22 protein-coding genes are annotated in these 22,890 nt (G+C 61.3%); 4 read left to right on the forward strand and 18 right to left on the reverse strand.

All coding sequences use genetic code 11. The features are described from left to right. Positions 1 to 16 precede the first annotated feature (16 nt). Together ACP7EW_RS11570 and ACP7EW_RS11575 are read right to left on the reverse strand one after the other, a co-directional pair. A complete protein-coding gene (locus tag ACP7EW_RS11570; protein ID WP_426217116.1) occupies positions 17 to 952 on the reverse strand; it encodes a glycosyltransferase family 2 protein in 936 nt (311 codons plus the stop codon). After that, entirely contained in the window at positions 924 to 1,292 is a 369-nt protein-coding gene (locus tag ACP7EW_RS11575; RefSeq protein ID WP_426217119.1) for a GtrA family protein, read from the reverse strand. The genes ACP7EW_RS11570 and ACP7EW_RS11575 overlap by 29 nt, the downstream gene beginning before the upstream one ends. Positions 1,293 to 1,435: 143 nt before the next feature. Between ACP7EW_RS11575 and ACP7EW_RS11580 the strand changes: the two genes are divergently transcribed. Both ACP7EW_RS11580 and ACP7EW_RS11585 read left to right on the forward strand, forming a co-directional pair. Further along, complete coding sequence (locus tag ACP7EW_RS11580; protein ID WP_426217121.1) at positions 1,436 to 2,113, forward strand: response regulator transcription factor; 678 nt, start codon at positions 1,436 to 1,438, stop codon at positions 2,111 to 2,113. Continuing rightward, positions 2,097 to 3,299 carry a hypothetical protein gene (locus ACP7EW_RS11585; RefSeq protein WP_426217123.1) on the forward strand — a complete coding sequence of 401 codons (1,203 nt, stop codon included), beginning with the start codon at positions 2,097 to 2,099 and terminating at the stop codon, positions 3,297 to 3,299. Before ACP7EW_RS11580 ends, ACP7EW_RS11585 begins: the two co-directional genes overlap by 17 nt. On the opposite strand, the gene ACP7EW_RS11590 is transcribed toward ACP7EW_RS11585, so the two are convergent. The 14 genes from ACP7EW_RS11590 to ACP7EW_RS11655 all read right to left on the reverse strand — a co-directional run bounded on the left by ACP7EW_RS11590 (position 3,292) and on the right by ACP7EW_RS11655 (position 19,878). Further along, entirely contained in the window at positions 3,292 to 4,056 is a 765-nt protein-coding gene (locus ACP7EW_RS11590; protein ID WP_061435558.1) for an ABC transporter ATP-binding protein, read from the reverse strand. The genes ACP7EW_RS11585 and ACP7EW_RS11590 overlap by 8 nt on opposite strands. A 13-nt stretch (positions 4,057 to 4,069) precedes the next feature. Next, on the reverse strand, positions 4,070 to 5,188 hold the full coding sequence (locus ACP7EW_RS11595; RefSeq protein WP_426217126.1) for a succinylglutamate desuccinylase/aspartoacylase family protein: 1,119 nt from the start codon (positions 5,186 to 5,188) through the stop codon (positions 4,070 to 4,072). 9 nt (positions 5,189 to 5,197) lie between these two features. Next, positions 5,198 to 5,908 carry an ABC transporter permease gene (locus tag ACP7EW_RS11600; protein WP_028619222.1) on the reverse strand — a complete coding sequence of 237 codons (711 nt, stop codon included), beginning with the start codon at positions 5,906 to 5,908 and terminating at the stop codon, positions 5,198 to 5,200. Beyond that, entirely contained in the window at positions 5,905 to 6,633 is a 729-nt protein-coding gene (locus tag ACP7EW_RS11605; RefSeq protein WP_010212412.1) for an ABC transporter permease, read from the reverse strand. Before ACP7EW_RS11605 ends, ACP7EW_RS11600 begins: the two co-directional genes overlap by 4 nt. A gap of 56 nt (positions 6,634 to 6,689) precedes the next feature. Further along, positions 6,690 to 7,469, reverse strand: a complete 780-nt coding sequence (locus tag ACP7EW_RS11610) for a transporter substrate-binding domain-containing protein (RefSeq protein ID WP_014717255.1) — start codon at positions 7,467 to 7,469, stop codon at positions 6,690 to 6,692. A gap of 188 nt (positions 7,470 to 7,657) precedes the next feature. Continuing rightward, positions 7,658 to 9,292 carry an ATP-dependent DNA ligase gene (locus ACP7EW_RS11615; protein ID WP_426217129.1) on the reverse strand — a complete coding sequence of 545 codons (1,635 nt, stop codon included), beginning with the start codon at positions 9,290 to 9,292 and terminating at the stop codon, positions 7,658 to 7,660. After that, positions 9,289 to 10,293 carry a ligase-associated DNA damage response exonuclease gene (locus ACP7EW_RS11620; RefSeq protein ID WP_426217131.1) on the reverse strand — a complete coding sequence of 335 codons (1,005 nt, stop codon included), beginning with the start codon at positions 10,291 to 10,293 and terminating at the stop codon, positions 9,289 to 9,291. The genes ACP7EW_RS11615 and ACP7EW_RS11620 overlap by 4 nt, the downstream gene beginning before the upstream one ends. Before the next feature lie 247 nt (positions 10,294 to 10,540). After that, positions 10,541 to 12,982 (reverse strand): penicillin acylase family protein, encoded by a 2,442-nt coding sequence (locus tag ACP7EW_RS11625; protein WP_426217133.1) that lies wholly within the window; start codon positions 12,980 to 12,982, stop codon positions 10,541 to 10,543. 102 nt (positions 12,983 to 13,084) lie between these two features. Continuing rightward, the gene (locus tag ACP7EW_RS11630) at positions 13,085 to 13,729 is read right to left on the reverse strand and encodes a glutathione S-transferase N-terminal domain-containing protein (protein ID WP_426217135.1); all 645 of its coding nucleotides are present in this window, start codon (positions 13,727 to 13,729) and stop codon (positions 13,085 to 13,087) included. Between the two features lie 105 nt (positions 13,730 to 13,834). Continuing rightward, complete coding sequence (locus tag ACP7EW_RS11635; protein WP_426217137.1) at positions 13,835 to 14,620, reverse strand: ABC transporter ATP-binding protein; 786 nt, start codon at positions 14,618 to 14,620, stop codon at positions 13,835 to 13,837. Then, on the reverse strand, positions 14,617 to 15,675 hold the full coding sequence (locus tag ACP7EW_RS11640; RefSeq protein WP_314525551.1) for an iron ABC transporter permease: 1,059 nt from the start codon (positions 15,673 to 15,675) through the stop codon (positions 14,617 to 14,619). The genes ACP7EW_RS11635 and ACP7EW_RS11640 overlap by 4 nt, the downstream gene beginning before the upstream one ends. After that, positions 15,672 to 16,784 (reverse strand): ABC transporter substrate-binding protein, encoded by a 1,113-nt coding sequence (locus ACP7EW_RS11645; protein ID WP_426217139.1) that lies wholly within the window; start codon positions 16,782 to 16,784, stop codon positions 15,672 to 15,674. The genes ACP7EW_RS11640 and ACP7EW_RS11645 overlap by 4 nt, the downstream gene beginning before the upstream one ends. 28 nt (positions 16,785 to 16,812) lie before the next feature. Continuing rightward, positions 16,813 to 17,493, reverse strand: a complete 681-nt coding sequence (locus ACP7EW_RS11650) for a Fe2+-dependent dioxygenase (protein WP_426217141.1) — start codon at positions 17,491 to 17,493, stop codon at positions 16,813 to 16,815. Between the two features lie 3 nt (positions 17,494 to 17,496). Continuing rightward, entirely contained in the window at positions 17,497 to 19,878 is a 2,382-nt protein-coding gene (locus ACP7EW_RS11655) for a TonB-dependent receptor (RefSeq protein ID WP_426217143.1), read from the reverse strand. A 198-nt stretch (positions 19,879 to 20,076) separates the two neighbouring features. Here ACP7EW_RS11655 and ACP7EW_RS11660 point away from each other — a divergent pair, with 198 nt between their 5' ends. Beyond that, positions 20,077 to 20,787: a response regulator gene (locus ACP7EW_RS11660; protein ID WP_133074408.1), complete on the forward strand. Its 711-nt coding sequence runs from the start codon at positions 20,077 to 20,079 to the stop codon at positions 20,785 to 20,787. Next, positions 20,784 to 22,178 (forward strand): ATP-binding protein, encoded by a 1,395-nt coding sequence (locus ACP7EW_RS11665; protein WP_426217146.1) that lies wholly within the window; start codon positions 20,784 to 20,786, stop codon positions 22,176 to 22,178. The genes ACP7EW_RS11660 and ACP7EW_RS11665 overlap by 4 nt, the downstream gene beginning before the upstream one ends. A gap of 24 nt (positions 22,179 to 22,202) precedes the next feature. Here the strand turns inward: ACP7EW_RS11665 and ACP7EW_RS11670 are convergent, their stop codons facing one another. Then, positions 22,203 to 22,403 carry an SEC-C metal-binding domain-containing protein gene (locus tag ACP7EW_RS11670; protein ID WP_003189235.1) on the reverse strand — a complete coding sequence of 67 codons (201 nt, stop codon included), beginning with the start codon at positions 22,401 to 22,403 and terminating at the stop codon, positions 22,203 to 22,205. Continuing rightward, the gene (locus tag ACP7EW_RS11675) at positions 22,400 to 22,882 is read right to left on the reverse strand and encodes an LEA type 2 family protein (protein ID WP_016975046.1); all 483 of its coding nucleotides are present in this window, start codon (positions 22,880 to 22,882) and stop codon (positions 22,400 to 22,402) included. The genes ACP7EW_RS11670 and ACP7EW_RS11675 overlap by 4 nt, the downstream gene beginning before the upstream one ends. Positions 22,883 to 22,890 lie beyond the last annotated feature (8 nt).

The raw sequence follows: 22,890 nt of genomic DNA on the forward strand, positions 1-22,890 counted from the left end.
ACCTTTTCGAAGGGATTCAAGGGTGCTTGCGTTTATGCAGAGCGTTGGGCCTGGGGCTCACCACCTTCAGCACCCGGCCGACGTACTCGCCGATCACGGCGGTGCCCAGGCACAGCAACAGGATCGATTGCACCAGCAGATGTTCGTGGGTGAGTTCACCGAAGGTCGCCGCCGCAACGACCCACAGCGAGCCGATCAGAAAGCTGGTGACACTCAAGTAGCTGTACATCCGCAGTGGACGTGTGGAGAAGGCCAGAATCGAGTCGGCACACAGGTCCAGCAATGACAGCGTGTTCCATTTGGTCCTGCCGGCCTGGCGCGCGGTGCGGTCGTAGTTCACTTCGGTACTCGGATAGCCGAGCCAACTGACCAGCAGTTTCAACACGCCGGCGTTGTCGTCCATGGCGCGTATGGCTGCCCGTGCATGGGGCCCGATCAACCTGAAGTCGCTGACTTGCTGGGGTATCTCGAAGTCGTCGATCAGTTGATCCATGGTCGCGTAGTAAAGTCGCGCAGCGGTGCGTTTCGCCCAGGAGTCACACCGCCGCGAACGGCGTTGCATGTTCACGATCTCGTAGCCTTTGAGCCATTCCTGCACCATTAGCGGGATCAACTCGGGCGGGTCCTGCAGGTCGCTGTCCATGATGATCACCGCGCCGCTTTCCACGGCATTGATGCCCGCGCGCATGGCGGCTTCCTTGCCGAAGTTACGACTCAAGTGCAGGCTCTTGACCCGTGGGTCCTGGGAAAACTGATCGATGATCGCCGCTGTCCGGTCTTGGCTGCCGTCATTGATGTAAAGCACTTCAGTGGGGACTCTCAATCCGTCGACGATTGTCATCAGTCGTGAGTGAAGTTCGGCTATTACGCATTGTTCGTTAAAGCAAGGGACCAGTATTGTAAGTTTTTCATCCGGTATGGGGTCACTGGAAAGGCTTGCGATTGAGGTCATGTTTGAATACCCAGAAGTGGTTGATCGTAAAGCCCTGAAAGGTAACGGCGGCGGTTGCCAGTACTTGTGCAAGCAGTGGAGGAGCCCCCCAGAAGGTCAGTAAGTTGACCATTAAGGTGTTGGTTAAAACCTGGCTGGTGGCCGTAATAAAAAAACGCAATCTGTTACAGGATCGTTGTGCAAATACCCAATGCCTGGACAGGCAATAGGCGATCAAAGCCCCTGTAGACGCAGCAAGAAACGTCGATGGCGTGGGGGCGAACCACCTTAATAAACAAACAAATACCCCGTAATGAACCAACGTCGCGATGGCGCCTGCGCTCAAGTAGCGGATGAACAAACTCAGTATTCTTTGCATTGCCAGAATGTATAAGATGAAACGTGAATCAAATGTCACGTTGTGAAATGGTATTTGTTGTGGGTTTTTAATTGTTTGCTGAAGGAAATGTCTTAACTGTTTGTGCGAATTTGGAGTTTGTCTTTATGGAAATATTACTGGTGGAAGATGATCACGCATTGGCAGGTTCGTTGGGAGATTATCTCGGCGAGTTTGGTTACGAAGTGGACTTCGCGCGTGATGGGCGAAGTTGCCTGGAACGGGTCCGCCAGCATGAATACGACCTGATTGTGATGGACGTCGCCATGCCCCGTATGAGCGGTTTTGACACCTGTCGCCAATTGCGCCGGGAGCAGAATGAAACGCCGGTCCTGTTCCTGACCGCCCGCGATGCGCTCCCTGATAAGGAGGAGGGTTATGAAGCCGGCGGTGACGATTACTTGATCAAGCCGTTCGAGCCCCAGGAGTTGATCTGGCGCATCCGTGCGCTGATGCGCCGTGGGGCGCCGCGCAAACCGCGAAGTCCTCGGCAATTGGGCGACCTGATCATTGACCCGGCCTCTCAATCGTTGCGCCACAACGGTGTCGTCAAGGTGTTGCCTGCCCTTCAGTTCAGCCTGTTGAACCTGTTGGCTGATGTGGCGCCGGAGCCGGTCAGCCGACACAAGCTTGAAGCCGCACTGTGGCCCGACGGCGATCCGCCGGACAGTGATGCGCTACGCACCTACATTTACCGGCTGAGGCAAACCCTGGGCAAACCCTACGGCAATGATCTGATCCGGACTGTCCACGGGAAAGGGTACCGCCTTGCTATTCCCCACTGACTCATTCTTCACGCGAATCCTCTACACCCTGCTGCCGTTCATGGCATTGATCACCGGGTTCTATAGCCTGCTGATCTGGCTCGCAGTCGCCGTCACCGAGGATTACATCGTCGAGAGCTATTTGAAGCTGGAGGCCGAGGCGTTTCAGGGTAAACACGCCCAAGTGGGACGTACCGCGCCAATGCCCAACGCGATCTACCTGAAAGGCTATTGGTCGACGGACCCCACATTGCCTTTGGTTGCCCTGAACCTGCCGCCGGGGCACCACGAACTTGCGAAAGGGGATGTGCACGTATTGGTGAGTGCCGTTGGCGGCGAGTCTGCGTTGCTGGTCTTGTTACTGGATGAATCCAAGCTCAGCCAGACTGAAGGCTACCGCACGCAGATTTTCGGACTGTTGTGTGCAGTCGCAGGCTTGATCCTGATCCTTGGCGCCATCCTGGCCATCGCCATTGCCCGGGCCATTGCCCAGCCAGTGAGCCAGTTGGCGGCGGAAGTCGCGGATGCCGTGCCTGGGCCGGTCCGGTTCAGCGGCTTTGATCGCCAGGATGAGATCGGCACCTTGAGCCGCACGCTGTCTTCACTTGTAACCCAGCAACACAGCACGTTGCAGCGGGAAAAGGCATTCACCCGGCACGTCAGCCATGAGTTGCGCACGCCCCTGAGTATCTTGAACAACTGCCTGGCGATCCTGCGCCTGCCAGGCTGCAACGCGGAAAAATCAGCGCGTAGCCTGTTGCGCATGGAAGCTGCCCTGGCCGGGATGAAAATGACGATCGAGCTGTTTTTGTCCCTGGCCCGTGAACCGCGGCAATTGCCCCATGAGGCGATTGACCTGGCCGCCGTCGTTGCCGAGCAGATCGAGAAATATCAGCTGCTTTACCCCCATGCCGCGGGTGCGCGGGTGTTTGCCGGTGCGCCGACGATCACCCAGGCCAACGAGGCGATCGCCCGCAGCGTGGTGCAGAACCTGCTGGGTAACGCTGTTCAGCACGGTGCCGGGAAAATCCGCGTGGTCCTCACGGAGCAGCATCTAGTCATCCTGAATAACCGGATGGACCAGCTCGCGTCACCGGGCTTCGGCTTTGGCCTGGAAATCGTCTCGCGCGCCTGCACCCATGCCGGCTGGCGCCTTGAAACCCGGCGCACGCTGCATACCTTCCGAGCTCACGTCAGGTTTACTTGAGATTGCCGCTGAGAAACTGCTGCAAACGTTCGCTCTTCGGATTGCCCAGCACCTCTTCCGGCACGCCTTGTTCCTCCACCAGGCCCTGGTGCAGGAACAACACCTGGCTCGACACCTTGCGTGCAAAGCTCATTTCGTGCGTCACCATGATCATGGTGCGGCCTTCCTCGGCCAACCCCTGGATCACCTTCAACACTTCGCCCACCAGCTCCGGGTCGAGGGCCGAGGTGGGTTCGTCGAACAGCATCACCTCCGGCTCCATGGCCAAGGCGCGCGCGATGGCGACGCGTTGCTGCTGGCCGCCGGAGAGGAACGCCGGGTATTGATCGGCCACGCGTGCCGGTAAGCCCACCTTGTCCAAGTAACGACGGGCACGGTCCTCGGCGTCCTTCTTGCTGCAGCCCAGCACCCGGCGCGGGGCCATGGTGATGTTCTCCAGCACGCTCATGTGGCTCCACAGGTTGAAGTGCTGGAACACCATGGCCAGGCGCGTGCGCAGGCGCTGCAGTTCGGCATCATCGGCCACGCGCATGCCGTGGCGGTCGCTGACCATGCGGATCGGCTGGCCGTCGAGGGTCATGGCGCCGTCGTTGGGCGTTTCCAGGAAGTTGATGCAGCGCAAAAAGGTGCTCTTGCCCGAGCCGCTGGCGCCGATCAGGCTGATCACGTCACCAGTCTTGGCCTTGAGCGAAACACCTTTGAGCACCTCATTGTCGCCATAGCTTTTATGCAGGCCTTCAACGGTCAATTTGTACATGGGGCGTGCATCCTCAAGGCGAAAGTAGATAGCCGCTGCGGTAGGCATCAAGGCCTGCGACATGGGCGATGACCATCCCGGCAGTGGCCATGCGGCGCAGCGAACGGGCGTAAAGCAGGCCGGCATTGCGGCAATGCACGGGCGTTACGCGGTCGGAAATGGGGTCGATGATTTCAGCGATCAGTTGTCCGGCTTCCAGGTACTCACCGGGAAGGGCGCTGAACACCAACAGGCCGCCCATGGGGGTAGCCACCGGTTCAACGCCCGCCAGTGGCGTGGCCGCATAGGGCAGCTCGGGCAGCGGTGCGACGTCACCGGCGATGGCGCCGAAGTGAATCAAATAATCGATGATCGCCTGGCAGTCGAGGGCGGCCAGACCGTGGTTGACGTCGCCCTGGCCACGCAGTTCGACGGTCACCGAAAAGCTGCCCATGGGGATCGGGAAACGCTCGCCGAAGCGTTGCTGCAACTGCCACCACACCAGGGTGAAACACTCGTCGAAGGATTGCCCGCCGGAGTCGGTCGCCAGCAGGTTCGCCTCCGAGCCGATATAACGCGCCAACGGCTCAACCTGCGGCCAGGCCTCGGGCGTGGTGTACAGGTGCGCCACGGCTTCGAAGTCGCAATGCAGGTCCAGCACCATGTCGGCGTCACATGCCAGGCGTTGCAGCACCAAGCGCTGGGATTGCAGTTGGGTCTCAGCGCTTTGCGCAGCGAGGGCGGTGGACAGCGCGGCGCGGATCAACTCGACGTTGTGCTGGGGATCGACCCCAAGCAGCTCCTCGACTTGATTGCCCACGGTTTCACTGAGGTCGACAAACAGGCGATTGAAATTCTGCCCGCTTTCCAGCTCATAGCGGCCCAGCGGGATATCCATCAGCACCTGTTCCAGGCCCACCGGGTTGGCGATGGGCACCAGCACAATTTCACTGCGCAGGCGGCCGGCCGCCGCCAGTTCAGCCAGCCGCACCTTCAGGTGCCAAGCCACCAGCATGCCCGGCAGCTCATCGGCATGCAGCGACGACTGGATGTAGATCTTGCCTTCAGCCTGCTCCGGGCCGAAGTGAAAACTGTGAATCTGCCGGGCCGTGCCTGGCACCGGCGCGATCAGTTCATGGACCTGATGACGCATGAAAGCTCCTTAATGGCTCGGCCCGAGGAAGGCCAGCCAACGACGCTCCGCCAACCGGAACAGACCGACCAGGGCGAAGGTCACGGTCAGGTAGATCAGCGCAGCGATTCCGAATGATTGAAAAGTCATGAAGGTCGCCGAGTTGGCATCCCGCGCCACTTTGAGGATGTCGGGGATCGTCGCGGTGAAGGCCACCGTGGTCGAATGCAACATCAGGATCACTTCATTGCTGTAGTACGGCAACGAGCGGCGCAATGCCGACGGCATGATCACGTAGGCGTACAGCTTCCAGCCACTCAAGCCGTAGGCCTTGGCTGCTTCGACTTCGCCGTGGGCCATGCTGCGGATCGCCCCGGCGAAAATCTCCGTGGTGTAGGCGCAGGTGTTGAGGGCGAAGGCCAGGATGGTGCAGTTCATCGCATCGCGAAAGAACGCATCCAGCAACGGTTGTTCGCGCACGGCGGCGAGGCTGTAGATGCCGGTGTAGCAGATCAGCAACTGGATATAGAGCGGCGTGCCCCGGAACAGGTAGGTGTAGAACTGCACCGGCCAACGCACCAGGCGCTTGCGCGACACACGGGCGATGGACAACGGGATCGACACCAGAAAGCCGATGACCAGCGCGGCCGTGAGCAACCACATCGTCATCGCCAGGCCGGTGATGTGCTGGCCGTCGCTATAAAGGAAGGGGCGCCAGTATTCCTGCAAGAGTTCGATCATCGCACGGCCTCCCGGGCGCCAGCGGAGTAGCGACGTTCAAGGCGGCGCAGGACGAAGTTGGACGCGCTGGTGATCAACAGGTAGATCAACGCCGCGAGTACCAAAAAGTAAAACAACTGGTAGGTGCTCTTGCCGGCATCCTGGGCGGCCTTGACCAGGTCGGCCAGGCCGATGATCGACACCAGGGCCGTGGCCTTGAGCATCACCATCCAGTTATTGCCGATCCCCGGCAGGGCAAAGCGCATCATCTGCGGGAAGGTCACGTAGCGAAACCGCTGGCCACGCTTGAGGCCGTAGGCCGTGGCGGCTTCCAGTTGGCCACGGGGCACCGCGAGGATCGCGCCGCGAAACGTCTCGGTGAAGTACGCACCGTAGATAAAACCGAGGGTGATCACCCCGGCGCTGAAGGGGTCGATCTCGATGTATTCCCATTCCATGAAATCGGTCAAACCGGTCAGCCAGGTTTGCAGGCTGTAGAAAATCAGCAACATCAGCACCAGGTCGGGCACGCCGCGAATCAAGGTGGTGTAGAGCTGGGCGGGAATGCGCAGGAAGGGCAGGCTGGAGAGTTTGGCGCTGGCGCCGAGCAGGCCCAGCAACACGCTGACGGCCAGGGACAGCACGGACAACTTGATGGTCATCCAGGTGCCTTGCAGCAACAGCGGGCCGAAACCCTTCAGGCTGAGCGCGCTCAACCCGAGGGTTTGCAACAGTTCTTCGAACATAAATCAGGACCTATGGCGATAAAAAAGCGCCCCTCCAGGGAAGGGCGCTCCAGGCATTATTTGCCGCTGTACAGGTTCAGATCGCCAAAGTGTTTCTTCTGGATGGTGGCGTAGGTGCCATCATCGTGTAACGCTTTGATACCTTTATCCAAAAGCGCCTTCAGTTCAGTGTTACCTTTTTTGATACCGATGGCGGTTTTCGACGGCAACAGTGGGTCGTCGATGGCTGCGCTGACTTCATAACCGGCGCCGGCCGGCGACTTCAGGAAGCCCAGTTCGGCTTGCAGCATGTCCTGCACGGAAGCGTCGAGACGGCCGGATGTCAGGTCGGCGTACACCTGGTCCTGGTTGGCGTAGGCCTTGGTGGTCACACCGGCTTTATCCAGTACGGCCTTGGCGTAGGCTTCCTGGATGGTGCCTTGCTCGTAGCCCACGGACTTGCCCTTGAGGGACTCTGGCGTCGAGTAGCCCGCGCCTTTTTTGAACACCAGCGAAGTCGGGCCGGAGAACAGTTCGCTGGAGAAGTCGATGGCCTTTTCGCGCACCGGGGTCACGGTCATGGATGAAATCACGCCGTCGAACTTGTTGGCTTTGAGGCCTGGAATCATGCCGTCGAAGTCACTTTCAACCCACTTGCACTTCACTTTCAGCTCGGCGCAGATCGCATTGCCCAGGTCGATATCGAAGCCCACCAGGCTGCCGTCGGCGGCCTTGGATTCGAACGGCGCGTAGGACGGATCGACACCAAAACGCAATTCCTTGTATTCCTTGGCCGTGGCTACACCTGCGGCCATGCACAGGGCCAGTGCAGAAAGGGTCAGCAATGCTTTTTTCATTATGTAATCCCTGGAAACCAAGATAAGCGCTTGTGGCGCGTTTAGGACTGTTACTGAACGGTGTCAGACGGATCACAAGTAGCAATTTCTGCACCATAGTTCCGAATGAGCGTTTTAAAAGGTGCGGGAAGGGCGATCTGAGTGTAGGAGATGCCCGAAAATGGGCATCGAAAAATGAGCGCACTGTTTCAGGTCAGAAGGTCTTGCAGGGTGGCGAGGTTGTCGGCGTCCTCGACTTTTTTGTCCTGCCGCCAGCGCAACATCCGTGGAAACCGCACCGCAATCCCACTCTTGTGCCGCTTGGACAGGGCAATGCCCTCGAACCCCAGTTCAAACACCATGCTTGGCGTCACACTGCTGACCGGGCCGAACTTTTCCACGGTGGTCTTGCGCACAATCGCGTCGACCTTGCGCATTTCTTCGTCGGTCAGGCCGGAGTAGGCCTTGGCAAACGGCACCAGCGTGCGTTCGCTGCCAGTCGGGCCGTCCCACACGGCGAAGGTGTAGTCGCTATACAGGCTGGCGCGTCGGCCATGGCCGCGCTGGGCGTAGATCAACACAGCATCGACGCTGAACGGGTCGACCTTCCACTTCCACCACACGCCCATGTCCTTGGTGCGACCGACGCCGTACAGGCCATCGCGTGCCTTGAGCATCATGCCTTCCACGCCGAGGCTGCGAGAGGCGTCGCGTTGTTCGGCCAGGTCTTCCCAGGTCGCCCCGGTCAACAGCGGCGACGCCCGTAATAGCGGCTGGTTGCACTGGGCAATCACCTGCTCAAGTTGCGTGCGACGCTCAGCCTGGGTGTGGTTGCGCCAATCGTCGCCCTGATGTTCCAGCAGGTCGTAGGCCAGCACCGCAACCGGGGCGTCCTCCAGCACTTTTTTGCTCAGGGTCTTGCGCCCAATCCGCTGTTGCAGCAGGGCGAAGGGTTGCACCGCGTCTTTCCACACCACGATTTCGCCGTCGATCACCGTGCCATCGGGCAATCCGCTTACCAGGCTGTACAGTTCGGGGAAACGCTCGGTCACCAGTTCTTCGCCACGGGACCAGATCCACAGGCGGCCGTCGCGTTTTACCAGCTGGGCGCGGATGCCATCCCACTTCCATTCCACTTGCCAGTCGGCGGGGGAGCCCAGCAAATCGTTGAATTGTTCCACCGGTTGCGCCAAGCCATGGGCCAGGAAAAACGGATAAGGCTGCCCGCCACGTTGCGCATGTTCGTCGGGTGATTCGGCGGCGATGAGCTTGAGATAACCCTCCGGTGTAGGACGGTTAGACAGATCGGTGTAGCCCACCAGCCTTTGCGCCACGCGCTTGCTGTCAAGATCGGCCATTGCGGCGAGGGCGCGGGTGACCAATAGCTTGGACACGCCCACACGGAAGCTGCCGGTGATCAACTTGATGCACACCATCAGGCTGGGTTGATCCAGTTGTGCCCATAACGCCGGCAGACGCTCGGCCAATTCCAATGGCGGCAAGCCACGCAGGGGCAGGAGTTTTTCCTCCAGCCACACCGCCAGGCCGTCCTGCGAGGTGTAGGTGGATTCCGGCAGCAGCAGGGAAATGGTTTCCGCCAAGTCGCCCACCGATTGATAGCTTTCTTCAAACAACCACGGCTCGATGCCGGATGCTTCGGTGGCCATGTCGCGCAACAGGCGCGTCGGCACCAGTTGCCGAGGGCGTCCGCCGGACAGGAAATACACGGCCCAGGCCGCATCTTCCGGCGCAGCATCGCGAAAGTAGGCTTGCAACGCCGCCAGTTTGGCGTTGCTGGAGGTGGTGGCGTCGAGGTTGGCGTACAACTCGGCAAAGGCCTTCATGCTCTGGCCTCTTCTTCGTCATCACCGTATTCAGTGGTGAAGCCCTGGGCATCCAGGCCTTTTTCCCGCAGATGGCGCACCAATACGCCGACAGACCCATGGGTGACCATCACCCGCTCGGCGCCGGTTTGCTCGATGGCCCACAACAGGCCGGGCCAATCGGCGTGATCCGAGAGTACAAAACCCCGGTCCACGCCGCGCCTGCGTCGGGTGCCGCGCAGGCGCATCCAGCCGCTGGCGAAGGCGTCGCTGTAGTCGCCGAAGCGCTTGATCCAACTGCTGCCGCCGGCCGAAGGTGGGGCGATGATCAAGGCCTGGCGCAGCAGCGGGTCGGTTTTCTTGAAGTCACCGGCGTAAAGGGTTTCGGGGATGTAGATGCCGGCCTCGCGGTACACCCGGTTCAACGGTTCGACCGCGCCATGGCTGAGGATCGGGCCGATGCTGGCGTCGATGCCATGCAGGATGCGCTGGGCCTTGCCGAAGGAATAACAGAACAACACGCTGGCTTTGCCAGCGGCGATATTCGTCTGCCACCAATCGTTGATCCCGGCGAAGATCTGCGCCTGGGGCTGCCAGCGGTAGATCGGCAGGCCGAAGGTGGATTCGGTGATAAAGGTGTGGCAGCGCACCGGCTCGAAGGGCGCGCAGGTGCCGTCGGGTTCGACTTTATAGTCTCCGGATGCGACCCAGACTTCGCCCTTGTATTCCAGGCGCACCTGGGCCGACCCCAAGACATGCCCGGCCGGGTGAAAACTCAGGGCGACGCCGTGGTGCACCAGTTGCTCGCCGTAAGCCAGGGTTTGCAGGTTGATGTCCTGGCCCAGGCGTGAACGCAGAATGCCTTCGCCAGGGGCGGCGGCCAAATAGTGCTGGTTGCCGGTGCGGGCGTGGTCGCCATGGGCATGGGTGATGACCGAGCGTTCCACCGGGCGCCAGGGGTCGATGTAGAAATCTCCGGCGGGGCAGTAGAGGCCTTCGGGGCGAGCGATGACAAGGTCCATGGACGTGCCGGGGGCGATGGGCTTATCAGGTAGGAGGCGGGCGGGCGAGCAGAAGTTCGATTAACTATTGTAGTGAGCGGGCTTGCCCCGCGCTGGGGCGCGAAGCGGCCCCAATCCAGTCAACGCATGCTTCCAGTCAGAAACAGGTCGCCTGGTTTTAGGGCGGCTTCGCCACCCAGCGCGGGGCAAGCCCGCTCACCACAAAAAGCCCGCTCACCACAGTAAAAGCCAGCCCACGCTTTTCCGGTTATTTGCCCGGCGTCAGGGTCAACCGGGTTTTCCCATACACCTTCTCGAAGTTCTGCGGCTGCATCGGGAAGCTCAGGTATTGCGCCTTGAGCGACGGGTCGATGCCATTGGCATAGTTCGGGCTGGCGGGGTTGCCTGACTGGCCGATGCCACCCTGGCCCATCATCGGTTCCACCTGGCCGAAGTCGACGATCATGCGCAGCGCCGGCACCTGGGTGGTGCGGAAGTCCTGGCCCCAGCTGTACGGCGCCGGATTCAAGGTGTTGTGGTCACCACCGGAGGCCAGCGGGCCACGGATTACCTGGCCGTTGGTGTTTTTCCAGGTGGTGGTGTGCAACTTGCCCCACTGCCAGGCCTTGTGATCGGCGCCCAGCTGGCTGTCACCGGCAGTGATCGCGGCGGCCAGGCTGCGGGCGAGGATTGCCGGTTTGTCTTCTTTCTGCGGGGTGCGCACGTCGTCCCAGAACGGGCTGTCTTCGCGACCCAGCAAGTGGTCGGCCTGGGCGGCGTAGGACAGGTTGGCATTGCTGACAAACGCCTTCCAGCTGGCACTGTTTTCCGGGCCGAGTTCGTCGAGGAAGATCTGTTTGGTGCTTTCCTGCAGGAACAGTTCATAGATCGCCGCGTCGGCGGAGGTGGTTACCAAGCGGCCGTCAAAAGCCATCAGGCGGCCCAGTGCTTCACGTGCCTTGGCCTGCTCAGCGGCTGGCAGCGCGTCAATCGCCTGTTTCAGCGGCTGGGCCATGCCTGGCGCCTGGAACAGGGTCTTGAGCTTGGCGGCGAAGGTGGTGGTCTGGTCGTACTGCATGGCGGTCATGCTGCGGCTGTCATGCTTGCCGGCATTGGCCAGTTGCGCCAGACGCTCGCTACGTTCCGGCGCATCCCAGGAGTTGGACAGCTGCATGCCATAACCGCGGGGCGCGGTGCGTTGGTTGGCGGTGCCGATCCAGCCTTGGGCCGGGTCCTGGTCATACGGGTGCAGCATTGCGTCGGCGTAGCCGTCCCAGTCAAACCGCGTGTCCCAGCCCGGCGACGGCAGCAGGCCTTCGCCTTCGCGACGGTTGGGGAAGCGTCCGGTGACTTGCCAGCCAATGTTGCTGGCGTCGGCGAAGACCATGTTCAGCGCAATGGCGCGAATTTCGCGGGTGGCATCCGAGGCCTTGCCGGCGTTTTTCGCACGGGACAGGTCGAAGAACGCATCCAGGCTCTTGTCGTCCTTGAAGTCGGCGGTTTGCAGCGCCAGGCCCAGGCCTGTGGTCAGCGCCTGGCTGCTGTTGAGCAGGGCGCCGTGGCGGGTTTCGTACACCACTTCGCGAATCGAGCGTTGGCCTTTGACGAAGAAGGTTTCGTTACGCACCCCGGCGGGTAGCCATTTGCCGTTGTTCTCGTAGTACAACGCGCTGCCCTGGCGTTTGACCTTTTCCAGGAACAGGTCCTGCGTGTCGCCCTTGACCGTGCTCATGCTCCACGCGACGTTACCGTTGAAGCCGGACAGCAGCGTCGGCAGGCCGGCAATCGAGGCGCCCACGGCCTGGTATTTCGGTGCGCGGATCTGCACGTAGCTCCACGGCGACGGCGCTTGCGGCTGGGCGGCAAGGTCGCCGGCCAGCAGGCTTTTACCGCTGCGGCTGCGTTGCGGGCCGATGGCCCAGTTGCTTGAAGTGGTCACTGCCAGCGAATTGAGGCTGCTCAGTTGTTGGCTGACCGCGTCCAGCCCGGCCAGACCGGTGATCTGGCCCAGGTTCACGCCCTTGAGCTTCTCGGCCTCGACCAACGGGATCGCTTCGTCCGGCGCACTAGGCGTGAGCCACGCGAGTTTGTCGACGCCGACTTTCTGCGCCAGCACCAGCGAGGCAATTTCTTCCTGCAGGTTGGCCGACTCGCTGAAATTCAGCAGGCAGAACAACAGGGCCGAATCCTCCGGCTTCCAGTACTCGGGCTTGTAGCCAGTCTGGGCCAGGTCTGGCGGCAGCTTGTCGCGGTAGCGGAACAGGTAGGCGTTGACGCCACGCGCATACACTTCGAAGAAGCGCTTGAGGCGCGGGCTTGACGCGTTATACAGCTCGCCGGCGCTTTTTTTCAGGTTGACCGCGCGCATGAACCGGTCGACATCCAGCACCTCGGGCCCGGACATTTCTGCCAGGCGGCCCTGGGCCAGCAGGCGCAGGGTGACCATCTGCGTGATGCGGTCACTGGCGTGCACATAACCGAGGCTGAACAGCGCGTCATGGAAGGTGTTGCTTTCGATCAGCGGCATGCCTTGGGCATTGCGGCGCACGGAAACATTCTGTGCGAGGCCTTTGATCGGCTGCACGCCGGCGACCGGTGGCAGGGTGTCCTGGGTGCTCTGGAGCTGGCAACCGGCCAGGCTTAACGCACTGGCCACTGCCGCGGCAACGCCGAACCGGGGAAGAAAATGTGAGAGGGCTGGCGAGGCCATGGCAAAGCTCCTGCGGGGGGTAGCGTCAGTAAAGGCGCTACGTTAGTGAGCGCGGCGAAACGACGCAAGCAGGAGCTATGCCTTATTTTCAGGAATTGCGTATCAAGACTTGGGCGGGTTCACTTTCTGCACCAGCTCATAGGCACGCACTGTTGCCGGCCGTTCCTTGATGCTGTTGAACCAGCGATGCAGATGTGGGAAATCTTCCAGCCGTTGGCTCTGCCACTTGTGGGAAACAATCCATGGGTAGATCGCCATGTCGGCAATGCTGTAGGCCTCACCCGCCACGAATGCACGGTCCGCCAAACGTCGGTCCAGCACGCCGTACAGGCGGGCGGTTTCGTCCACATAACGTTTGATCGCGTAAGGGATTTTTTCCGGTGCGAACTGGCTGAAGTGGTGATTCTGACCCGCCATCGGCCCCAGGCCGCCCATTTGCCAGAACAGCCATTGCAGCGCTTCCTGACGACCGCGCAAGTCTGTTGGAAGGAACTCGCCGGTTTTTTCCGCGAGGTACAGCAGGATCGCGCCGGATTCAAACAGCGAAATCGGTGCGCCGCCGTCGGTCGGGTTTTGATCGACGATGGCCGGAATGCGGTTGTTGGGAGCGATCTTCAGGAAGTCAGGCTTGAACTGGTCGCCCTGGCCGATGTTGATCGGATGCACCTTGTAGGGCAGGCCGGCTTCTTCCAGGAACAGCGATACTTTGTGACCGTTAGGGGTAGTCCAGTAATACAGGTCGATCATGAAGCTCTCCAAAAGTGGTGATGCTTGAGCGGATGCCTGTAGGTATAGGTAATGTTGGGTGTGCGAAAATTCAATGAAACATTTGCGCATACCCTTAGAAGCAAATCAAAAAGCGCCATCCACCAGCACCTGCAACGATTGCTGCGAACAGCGCTCGATGCGCGCCCGCACGCGATACACCTCGGCAAACAGCAGTGGATTGAGCACTTCGTCCGCCGCGCCGCTGGCGTACAAGCGGCCCTGGCGCAGCACGGCGATATGGTCGGCGAAGCGCGCAGCCAGGTTGATGTCGTGCAGCACCACCACGGCGATCAGGTTGTGTTCGCGCACCAGCCCGCGCACGCAGTCCATCACCTTCAGCTGGTAATTGAGGTCGAGGGCGCTGGTGGGTTCGTCCAGCAGCATCACCTGGGGGCGACGGGCGATGAGCTGCGCGAGGCTGACCAGTTGGCGTTGGCCTCCGGAGAGTGTGCTTAACAGTTGATCGGCCAGATGCGCGATGCCAATGCGCTGCAAGGCGTCGAAGGCTTCACGCAGGCAGGCGTCGCTGGACAGGGGAATGCCCTCGACATGCGCCACGCGCAGGGCGGCTATCACACTTTCCATCACGCTGAGGCTCAAGCTTGGCGGCAGGTTCTGCGGCATGTAGGTCACGCGTCGTGCACGCTCGGCGACGGACATGGCCGACAGGTCGAGGTCACCCAATCGTACAACGCCTTGCATCTTTTCCAGCCCGGCCACGGCACGCAACAGGGTGGACTTGCCGGCGCCATTTGGGCCGATCAGGGCGGTCAGACTGCCGTGGGGCAGGGTGGGTAGGCTCAGGTCGTGCACGATCTGCCGGCGCCCGTAACTCACCTGGGCGTTGTGTACGTTCAACCCTTCACTCATAACTGCCTCCCGCGCTTGAACACCAGCACCACAAAAATCGGCACGCCCACCAACGCGGTGACGATGCCCACCGGCACGATCACACCGGGCATGATCAACTTGCTGGCAATCGACGACAGCGCCAGCAGCAACGCGCCGGTCAAGGCGCTGGCCGGCAACAGGAAACGTTGATCTTCGCCCACCAGGATCCGCGCGATATGCGGACCGACCAGGCCGATAAATCCGATGGTGCCTACAAAGGCCACGGCGGTGGCCGACAGCAGGCTGATGCGCAGCAGTGAGAAAAACCGCAACCGCTTTACATCCACGCCAAAGCTTTGCGCGCGGTCCTCACCCATGCGCAACAGGGTCAGGCGCGGTGCGGCGGCAAAGGAAAACGGCATGACGACCGCAACCACCAGGGCCAGGATGCCGAGCTTGTCCCAGTTGGCCCGGGTCACGCTGCCCAGTGTCCAGAACACCAGTTGTTGCAGCACATCTTCGGTGGCAACCAGTTGCAGCAAGGCCACCACCGCGTTGCAACTGAACACCAGGGCGATGCCGAACAGCACCAGGCTTTCCACCCCGGCGCCGCGCAGGCGCGACATGGCTTGCAGCAAAAACACCGAGGCAGCGGCGAAGATGAAGGCCGAGATGGAAATCGCCGTGTTGGCTGACACCCACAGCGTTGTCACCGGAAACACAATCACCAGCGACGCGCCCAACGCTGCCGCCGACGACACGCCCAGGGTGAACGGGCTGGCCAGCGGGTTGTTCAGGATCGCCTGCATCTCGGCCCCGGCCAGCGACAACGCGCAGCCCACCAGCACCGCCATCAGTGCGTAGGGCAGGCGCACGTTCCAGATGATCACCTGGTCAGTGGCGCTCAGATGCGACGGGTGCACAATCCCGTCAAGCAGCGCCAGCAGGCCCATGCCCGACGGGCCGCTGGACAGGTCTACCAAGATGGCGCAGACCAGTGCGGTGCCGAGTAGGCCCAGCAGCCAGGTACGCCGCGCCAGCAGGCGGCGGTAGCCGTGGGTGGCGCTGGCGAGGTCGAGGGTCTGGGTGGTCATTTAGGGGTGTCGATCCAATAGGCACCCTGCAACGGCATCCCCAGGAACTGCGCGTTGATCTGCGCCATGGTCGCCTGCGGATCCAGCTTGGCGAACAGTTCTGGGTGCACCCATTTGGCCAACGACTCAATCGCGAGCAGGTTGTACGGCGAGTTGTAGAAGTCATGCCACAGGCCGTGGGCATTGCCTTCGCGGATGGCGCGAAGGTTGGCGAATTCCGGGCGTGCCAGCACTCGGTCGAAGGCTTCACGCGCCTCGTCGTTGCTGACGCCAGCCCCCAGGATCAGCCCAGGCTTGTGGTTGCCGGTGGCGACATAAATATCCGGATCCGCTTTCAGCGCGTACTCCACACTGATATCCCCCAGCGCGCCCGACACCACGTCGGCGGCGATGTTGCGCCCGCCCACCAGCTTGATCACTTCACCCATGCCGCTTTTGCCGGTGGTGTGCCCCGGCGCTTGCCAGGCCCCGGCCAGCAGTTCGAGGAACACACTCGGGCGCGGCCCCGCCGGCAAAGTGGCGACCGCATCGGTGATCACCTTGATGTGCTGGTCATAGAAATCCAGGAACCCCTTGGCCTGGGCTTCACGCCCCAACGCCTGGCCCAGCGCGGTCATGCTGGTGTGAGTGCCCTGCACCGGATTGATACGGAAGTCGACGAACAGCACCGGAATGCCCGCTTTGGCCAGCACATCGGCGACCGTACTGTGTTCGGTCGGGCCGTGGCCGGAAATGCTGAACACCGCCAGGTCAGGTTTCAGCGAGAGGATTTCCTCGGCGCTGACGCTTTGCTCCGACGCTTGGCCGATCAATGGGATGTCTTTCACCGTGGGAAATTTCGCCACGTAGGCGTTATAGGTGTGCTGGTCCAGCAGCTTCAAATCGTTCTGCCAGCCGACGATGCGTTGGAACGGCGCGTCGCGGTCCAGCAGGGCAAACGCCGAAATCAACCGGCCTTCACCGAGGACCACGCGTTTTACGTTGTCAGCCACTTCGACCTTGCGGCCCAGCACGTCGGTGACTTCATGGGCGGCAGCGGTTTCGGCATAGCCGAGGACCAGGGCGCCGAACAGCACGCCCAACTTGAGCAGGTGACGGGGTTTCAACATGGCAGGGACTCCAGGTGAAGGCGGCGCATCAGACATCGCTCCAGCGCCGCAACAGGTTGTGATAGGCGCCGCTCAGTTGCAGCAGCGCGTGGTGGTCGGCGTCTTGGGCGGTGAGGGTCTGGATGGCCACATCCATGTCCAAGAGCAACTGGCGCTGGCTGTCTTCGCGCACCAGGCTTTCGATCCAGAAGAAACTCGCGATACGTTCACCGCGGGTCACCGGGTTGATCTTGTGCAAGCTGCTGCCGGGGTAGATCAGCAGGTGGCCGGCGGGCAGCTTCACCGCGTGCTCGCCGAAGGTGTCGCGGATCACCAGCTCACCGCCGTCGTAATGGGCCGGTTCGGCCAGGAACAGCGTGGCGGAGATGTCGGTGCGCACCCGCTCGCGCACGCCCTTGATGCCGCGAATGGCGTTGTCGATATGCCAGTCGAACGCTTCACCGCCGCTGTAGCGGTTGAACAGCGGCGGGTAGATGCGCTTGGGCAGGGCGGCCGACATGAACAGCGCGTTATCCGACAGCCGCGCCAGAATCTGCTCGCCGATGCGCAGGGCCACTGGCGAATCTTCCGATAACTGTCGGTTGTTTTTCGCCATGGCCGAGCGCTGTCCGGCGGTCACCTTGCCGTCAACCCAGGGCTGATCGAGCAAGGTGGCCACGGTGGTTTCGACTTCGCTGGCGCTGAGCAGCGCCGGGATTTCGATCAACACGGTTCAGAACTCATAGTCGACGCTGGCGGTGAGGGTGCGCCCGGCACCTGGGATGCCGTAGAGCTGGAAGCCGTCGAGGGACGCGCCGACCTGGCTGTAATAAAACTTGTTGAACACGTTGTTGAGGTTGAGGTTGACCGTGGTGTCCTTGTTCACCTTGTATTGCGCGGCCAGGTTGCTCAGCCAGTAGCCGGGGGCTTTTTCGTGGTCGCGGGTGTAGATCGCGTACACACCGGACGGGCCATTGGCGTAGCTGCTGTTGTTGTTCAAGCCACCGACGTATTTGTTGTCGGTGTAGCGGCGTCGCCCCACGTATTGCTCGCCGTAGCTGAGGCTCAGGGCGTCGGTGACGGCGTAGGTGGTCCACAGGTTGGCGGTCAGGTCGGGGACGTTCTTGGCTTCGGCGCCTTTGTTGATGCCTTTGGTCTGGGTGCTCTTGAGTGCCGAGAACCCGCTGTAGGCGGTCCAGCGCGGGGTGATATTGCCTTGCAGGCCCAGCTCGATCCCGTCTACACGCTTGGCGGGCAAGGCACGTACCGGGGCGGATTCGCCGTCCTGGTATTCCCAGGCATTGTCCAGTTCGGTACGGAAGATCGCCGCCGTGACGTTGAGCCTGTCGTGGGCAATGTCCCACTTGGTGCCCAGTTCATAGGTCTTGGACTTGGCCGGGCTGTAGTTGCTGGTGCTGGCTGCGCCGTAGATCTGGTTGTTGGTCGATGCGCCCAGTGCCGACGGCTGCGCCGCTTCGCTGTAGGACACATAGATACTGCCGTTGGGCAGCGGTTTGAACACCGCGCCAACCCGACCGCTGACGGCACCGTCAGTGCTGCTGATGCTGGCCTGGCCACGCTGGCTGGTTTGTGCGCGCCAGTTGTCATAGCGCAACGAGCCCAGCACTTGCCACTGATCGTTGAGGGTGATGGTGTCGCCCAGATAGATCCCGGCGTTGTCGATCGCCGAACGCGGGTCGCCTTCGCCTTTGGTCACGTAAGTGCTGGCGAAGCTGTGGCTGGGGTCGTTCATGTCGAACAGCAGGTCGCCGGCCGGCACCTTGGCGTTGCGTTTCAGGCCGCCGTAGGTCTCGTGATAGAACTCCAGGCCGCTGACCACGGCGTGTTGCAGGCTGCCGGTGGTGAGGTTGAAATTGAAGTCGGTCTGGTTGTCGAGGATGGTGTAGCGCTTGGACAACCCGAAGTCACTGCCGCGCAGGATGCCGTAGGCGGTATTACTGTTATTTACATAATCGGTGTAGGCATTCACCGTGCTGCCCGGCACTTGGCTGATCGGTCCTACACCGGTGTAGCCCAAGGTCGCACAGCGGGTGCCGGTGCAGGTCTTCTGGCCGTTAGCATTGGCGGCGAAGAAGCGTGCCGGGGAGAGCACGGCAAAATTGTCGCTGCGTTCCCAACGGGTCTGGTTGCGCAGGTTGGCGTCATTCCAGTCGAAGTCATGCTCGAAGCGCGCGGTGAGCGAGGTGGTTTTGTTCTCTTGGGTGTAGAGGCTGGAGTCGCCGTACCAGTTGGAGCGCTTCACGCCGGGCATGCGATCGCCATTCGTCCCACGCTGGATCGGCACGCCGCCGTCCGGGGTGTTGGTGTCTTTCTGATAGAAAGTGTCGATGAAGAAGCGCGTGTCAGTACCCAGGCCGAAGCCGAACGAGGTGGCAATGCCCCAGCGGTCGTAGTCCACGTCGTCACGTTCGGCCACCTGGTTGTAGTGCTTCATCAGGTTGATACGTACGGCGGTGGTGTCGTTAATCTGTTTATTCAGGTCGGCGGTGAGACGGCGGTAGGCATCGGTGCCGATACCGGCGGAGACGCGGTTGGCGTCGCCCAAGTGCGCTTCTTTACTCACCAGGTTGACGCTGCCACCCACGGCGGACACGCCGGATTCGATGGAGCCGGTGCCCTTGAACACTTCCGCCTGTTGCAGGTTGAAGGTGTCGGTACGGGTGGACATGCCCGCATCGCGCACGCCGTCGACGGTCAGGCTCTGCTCGGAAGAAAACCCGCGAATCGAAAACAGGTCGCCCCAGCCCAGGTTGCCCTCGCCGGACATGAAGGTAATGCCCGGCACGTTGCGCAACACTTCCTGCAGGGTCTGCGCGTTCTGCTCCTTGAGCACCTGCTGTGGCACGATGGTCACGCTTTGCGGGGCGTCCAGCAGCGGTTGGCTGATTTTTGCCGAGGTCACCCGGTCCACCTTGAAGGTGGAGGTGGCTTCGCCATCGACCTTGATTTCCGGCAGGCTCAGCACCGAGTTATTGGACGTGGCCGTTGGCGCGTCAGCCAAGGCAACCGGTACGACGCTGCCGGCAGCCAGCAGGCCGAACATCGGCGCCAGAGTAGTGTGCAGCGTGTGGCTGCGAGGTGTGGGCAATGACATGAGTGGCTTCCGAGTCTAAATTACAATTACTCTCATTTAGGTTCGGTAGTCTAAAGAGCGATTCCGGCTGTCATCCCTCGGGTTTGTATCGCGGATGCTTGATTATGGTTTCCTACAACATTCCATTACATTTGCCTGCACGGCTGGCTGAACTTTCGGCTATTTGCTGCGTTTCATTGTTTTTCGGATTGACTGCCCATGGCCAAGCAAGACCACCTGCTGATCGTTGATGACGACCCGCAAATCCGCCAGTTGCTCTGCGACTACTTGAGCGACGCTGGCTTCCAGGTGTCCACCGCCGCCGACGGCAAGGAAATGCGCCGCCGCCTGGCGCTGAATGTTATCGACCTGATCGTCCTCGACCTGATGCTGCCCGGCGAAGACGGCCTGAGCCTGTGCCGCGAACTGCGGGTGAACTCCAACATCCCGGTGGTGATGCTCACGGCCAAAGGCTCGTTGATCGACCGCATCGTCGGCCTGGAAATCGGCGCCGATGATTACCTGCCCAAACCGTTCGACCCACGCGAACTGCTGGTGCGGATCAAGGTGGTGCTGCGCCGGGTGCAGAGCTTTCCCGACCGCGCGCGCCTGGATGAAGCGCCGAGCATCCGTTTTGCCGGCTGGCAGCTCGACACGCGGGCGCGACAGTTGCTCTCGCCGGAGGGCGTGGTGGTCAGCCTGGGCAACTCGGATTACCGTGTGTTGCGCCTTTTATTGCAGCATCCCAATCGCCCGTTGAGCCGCGACTTTTTGCTCAACCACGTGTTCGACAAGGACAGCACGCCGTTCGACCGTTCCATCGACGTGTGCGTCAGCCGTCTGCGCTCGCAACTGCCAGCCAACCTGATCAAAACCGTGCGCAACGAAGGCTACATGCTCACCGCCGACGACGTGGTGCTGGAGTCGTGAGACTGCTGCCGCGCTCGTTGTTCGGGCGGCTGGTGCTGATTTTGGTCAGCGGCATGCTCGCGGCGCAGGCGCTGACCAGCAGCATCTGGTACGACCGACGTCATGGGCAGGTACTGGAAATCCCTGCGCGCTTGATCGCCACGCGCCTGGCGGACGTGGTGCGCCTGGTGCACAGCGACCCGCAACAGGCGGACCTGCTGATCAAGATGCTCGACACGCCGACCTTCCGCCTGACCCTCAGCGACCAGGCCAGTAATACGCCCAGCACGCTTCACGACAGCGACCGGCCCACCGAGCGGTTGATCAAGAAGGTGTTGTCGGAAAAAACCGGCTACGCCCAGACCCTGATCCTGTTGCGCCTGTCGCTGGTGGATGGCGAAGGGCAAACCGCCGGGCTGTCCACGCTGCTCGGTTCCAAACCGGTGGTGGGGCAGTTTCTGATCGACCTGCGCTTGCCCGACGGCCGCTGGTTGCAGGTGGATGCCAGCGAAGAACAGGGCTGGACCAGCACGTCACCGCTGGACCTGCTGTTCGATTACGTCATGCGCATTTATTTGCTGCGGGTGCTGGTGCTGGTGTTGATCGCGTTGGTGGCGGTGCGCCTGGCGATCCGCCCGCTCAACGCGTTGGCCAAGGCGGCCGAAGCCCTGGGGCGGGATATCCAGCGTCCGCCGTTATCGGTGGACGGCCCCACCGAAGTACGCCGTGCTGCCCAGGCGTTCAATGCCATGCAACAGCGGCTGATCGCCAACATTGCCGAGCGCACGCGCTTTCTTGCGGCTATTTCCCACGACCTGCGTTCACCGATCACACGCCTGCGCCTGCGCACCGAGATGCTGGAAGACAACCGCACAAAGGAGCGTTTTCGCAGTGACTTGGAAGAAATGGAGCACATGGTCTCCAGCACCCTGGATTTTGTCAGCAGTGGCGAAATCAACGAGGCACGGCAGAGCATCGATATCAACGCCTTGCTGCAAAGCTTGCAGGCCGATCTGCAAGATGTGGGCGAAAACGTGGTGATCGAAGGCCGGGCCAAACAGCCCCTGCCGGGTTACGCCCGCAGCCTCAAGCGTTGTGTGCAGAACCTGCTGGAAAACGCGGTGCGTTATGGCAGTGAGGTGGTGGTGCGGGTCGAGGACCAGGTGGAGAGCTTGAAGATCGTCATCAGCGACCGGGGGCCGGGGATTCCCCAAGAACAGCTGGAGCAAGTGATGGAGCCGTTTTATCGGGTGGAAGGTTCACGCAATGCCGAGACCGGCGGGTATGGCTTGGGGTTGAGCATCGCTCACACCATCGCCAAGGCGCATGACGGGCGGTTGAGTTTGCGTAATCGCGAAGGTGGGGGGCTTGAGGTGGCGTTGCTTTTGTGGAGAGCCCGCTCACCACAGTAAGTGGGCTCCTCCGGGGTCAGGGCCTTACGCCCCGTGGCACTTCTTGAATTTCTTTTCGCTGCCGCACGGGCAAGGATCATTGCGACCCACGTCCTTCAAGGCGTTGCGCACTGGCTCCTGGTGAGCGTGGCCGCAGTTCGGGCCGTGGACATGGCCGTGGTCGTGATCATGGTGATCGTGATCGTGGTTGCAGTCAGGACCATGGACATGGGGTTGCTGAGTCATCGATGTCGCTCCGGAATAAAATCGCCGGGGATTATCTCGCCATTGTGGTTCACCTGCACGTCATAACCGATGAATAATCCGGTTTTCAGCTCACCCTCCAGGCGATATGGCACTGGCCGGTCGGGATTTTTCAGCATCTGCACCACGTCGCGGATCTGCGGCCAGAGGTTGGTGCGCACCGACACCCGGAAAAACTTATGACTGCGCGGCGGTACGGTGAGCCATTCATTGGACTCGCCTTCGGTCAGCACAAAATCATCCAGGGTCACCTTGTAGATCAGGCCGCGTACGGTCAGGTCGGCGTCGTCGCGGTTGTCCACGCGAAAGTACAGCTTGAATTTCTGCTCCAGCAACTTGGCGCGCACCACTTCGACTTTCACCAGGGACACGTGGGGCGGCGGGGAATCATCTTCGAACCATGATGCGCAGCCGGTCAGGCCAAGGGTCAACGCCAGCAGCAAGCTGTACATCCGGAGCATGGCGTTAA

Origin of the sequence: Pseudomonas sp. DWRC2-2 (genome assembly GCF_049897885.1) — a bacterium.
GTDB classification, from domain to species: Bacteria; Pseudomonadota; Gammaproteobacteria; order Pseudomonadales; family Pseudomonadaceae; genus Aquipseudomonas; species Aquipseudomonas azotoformans_A.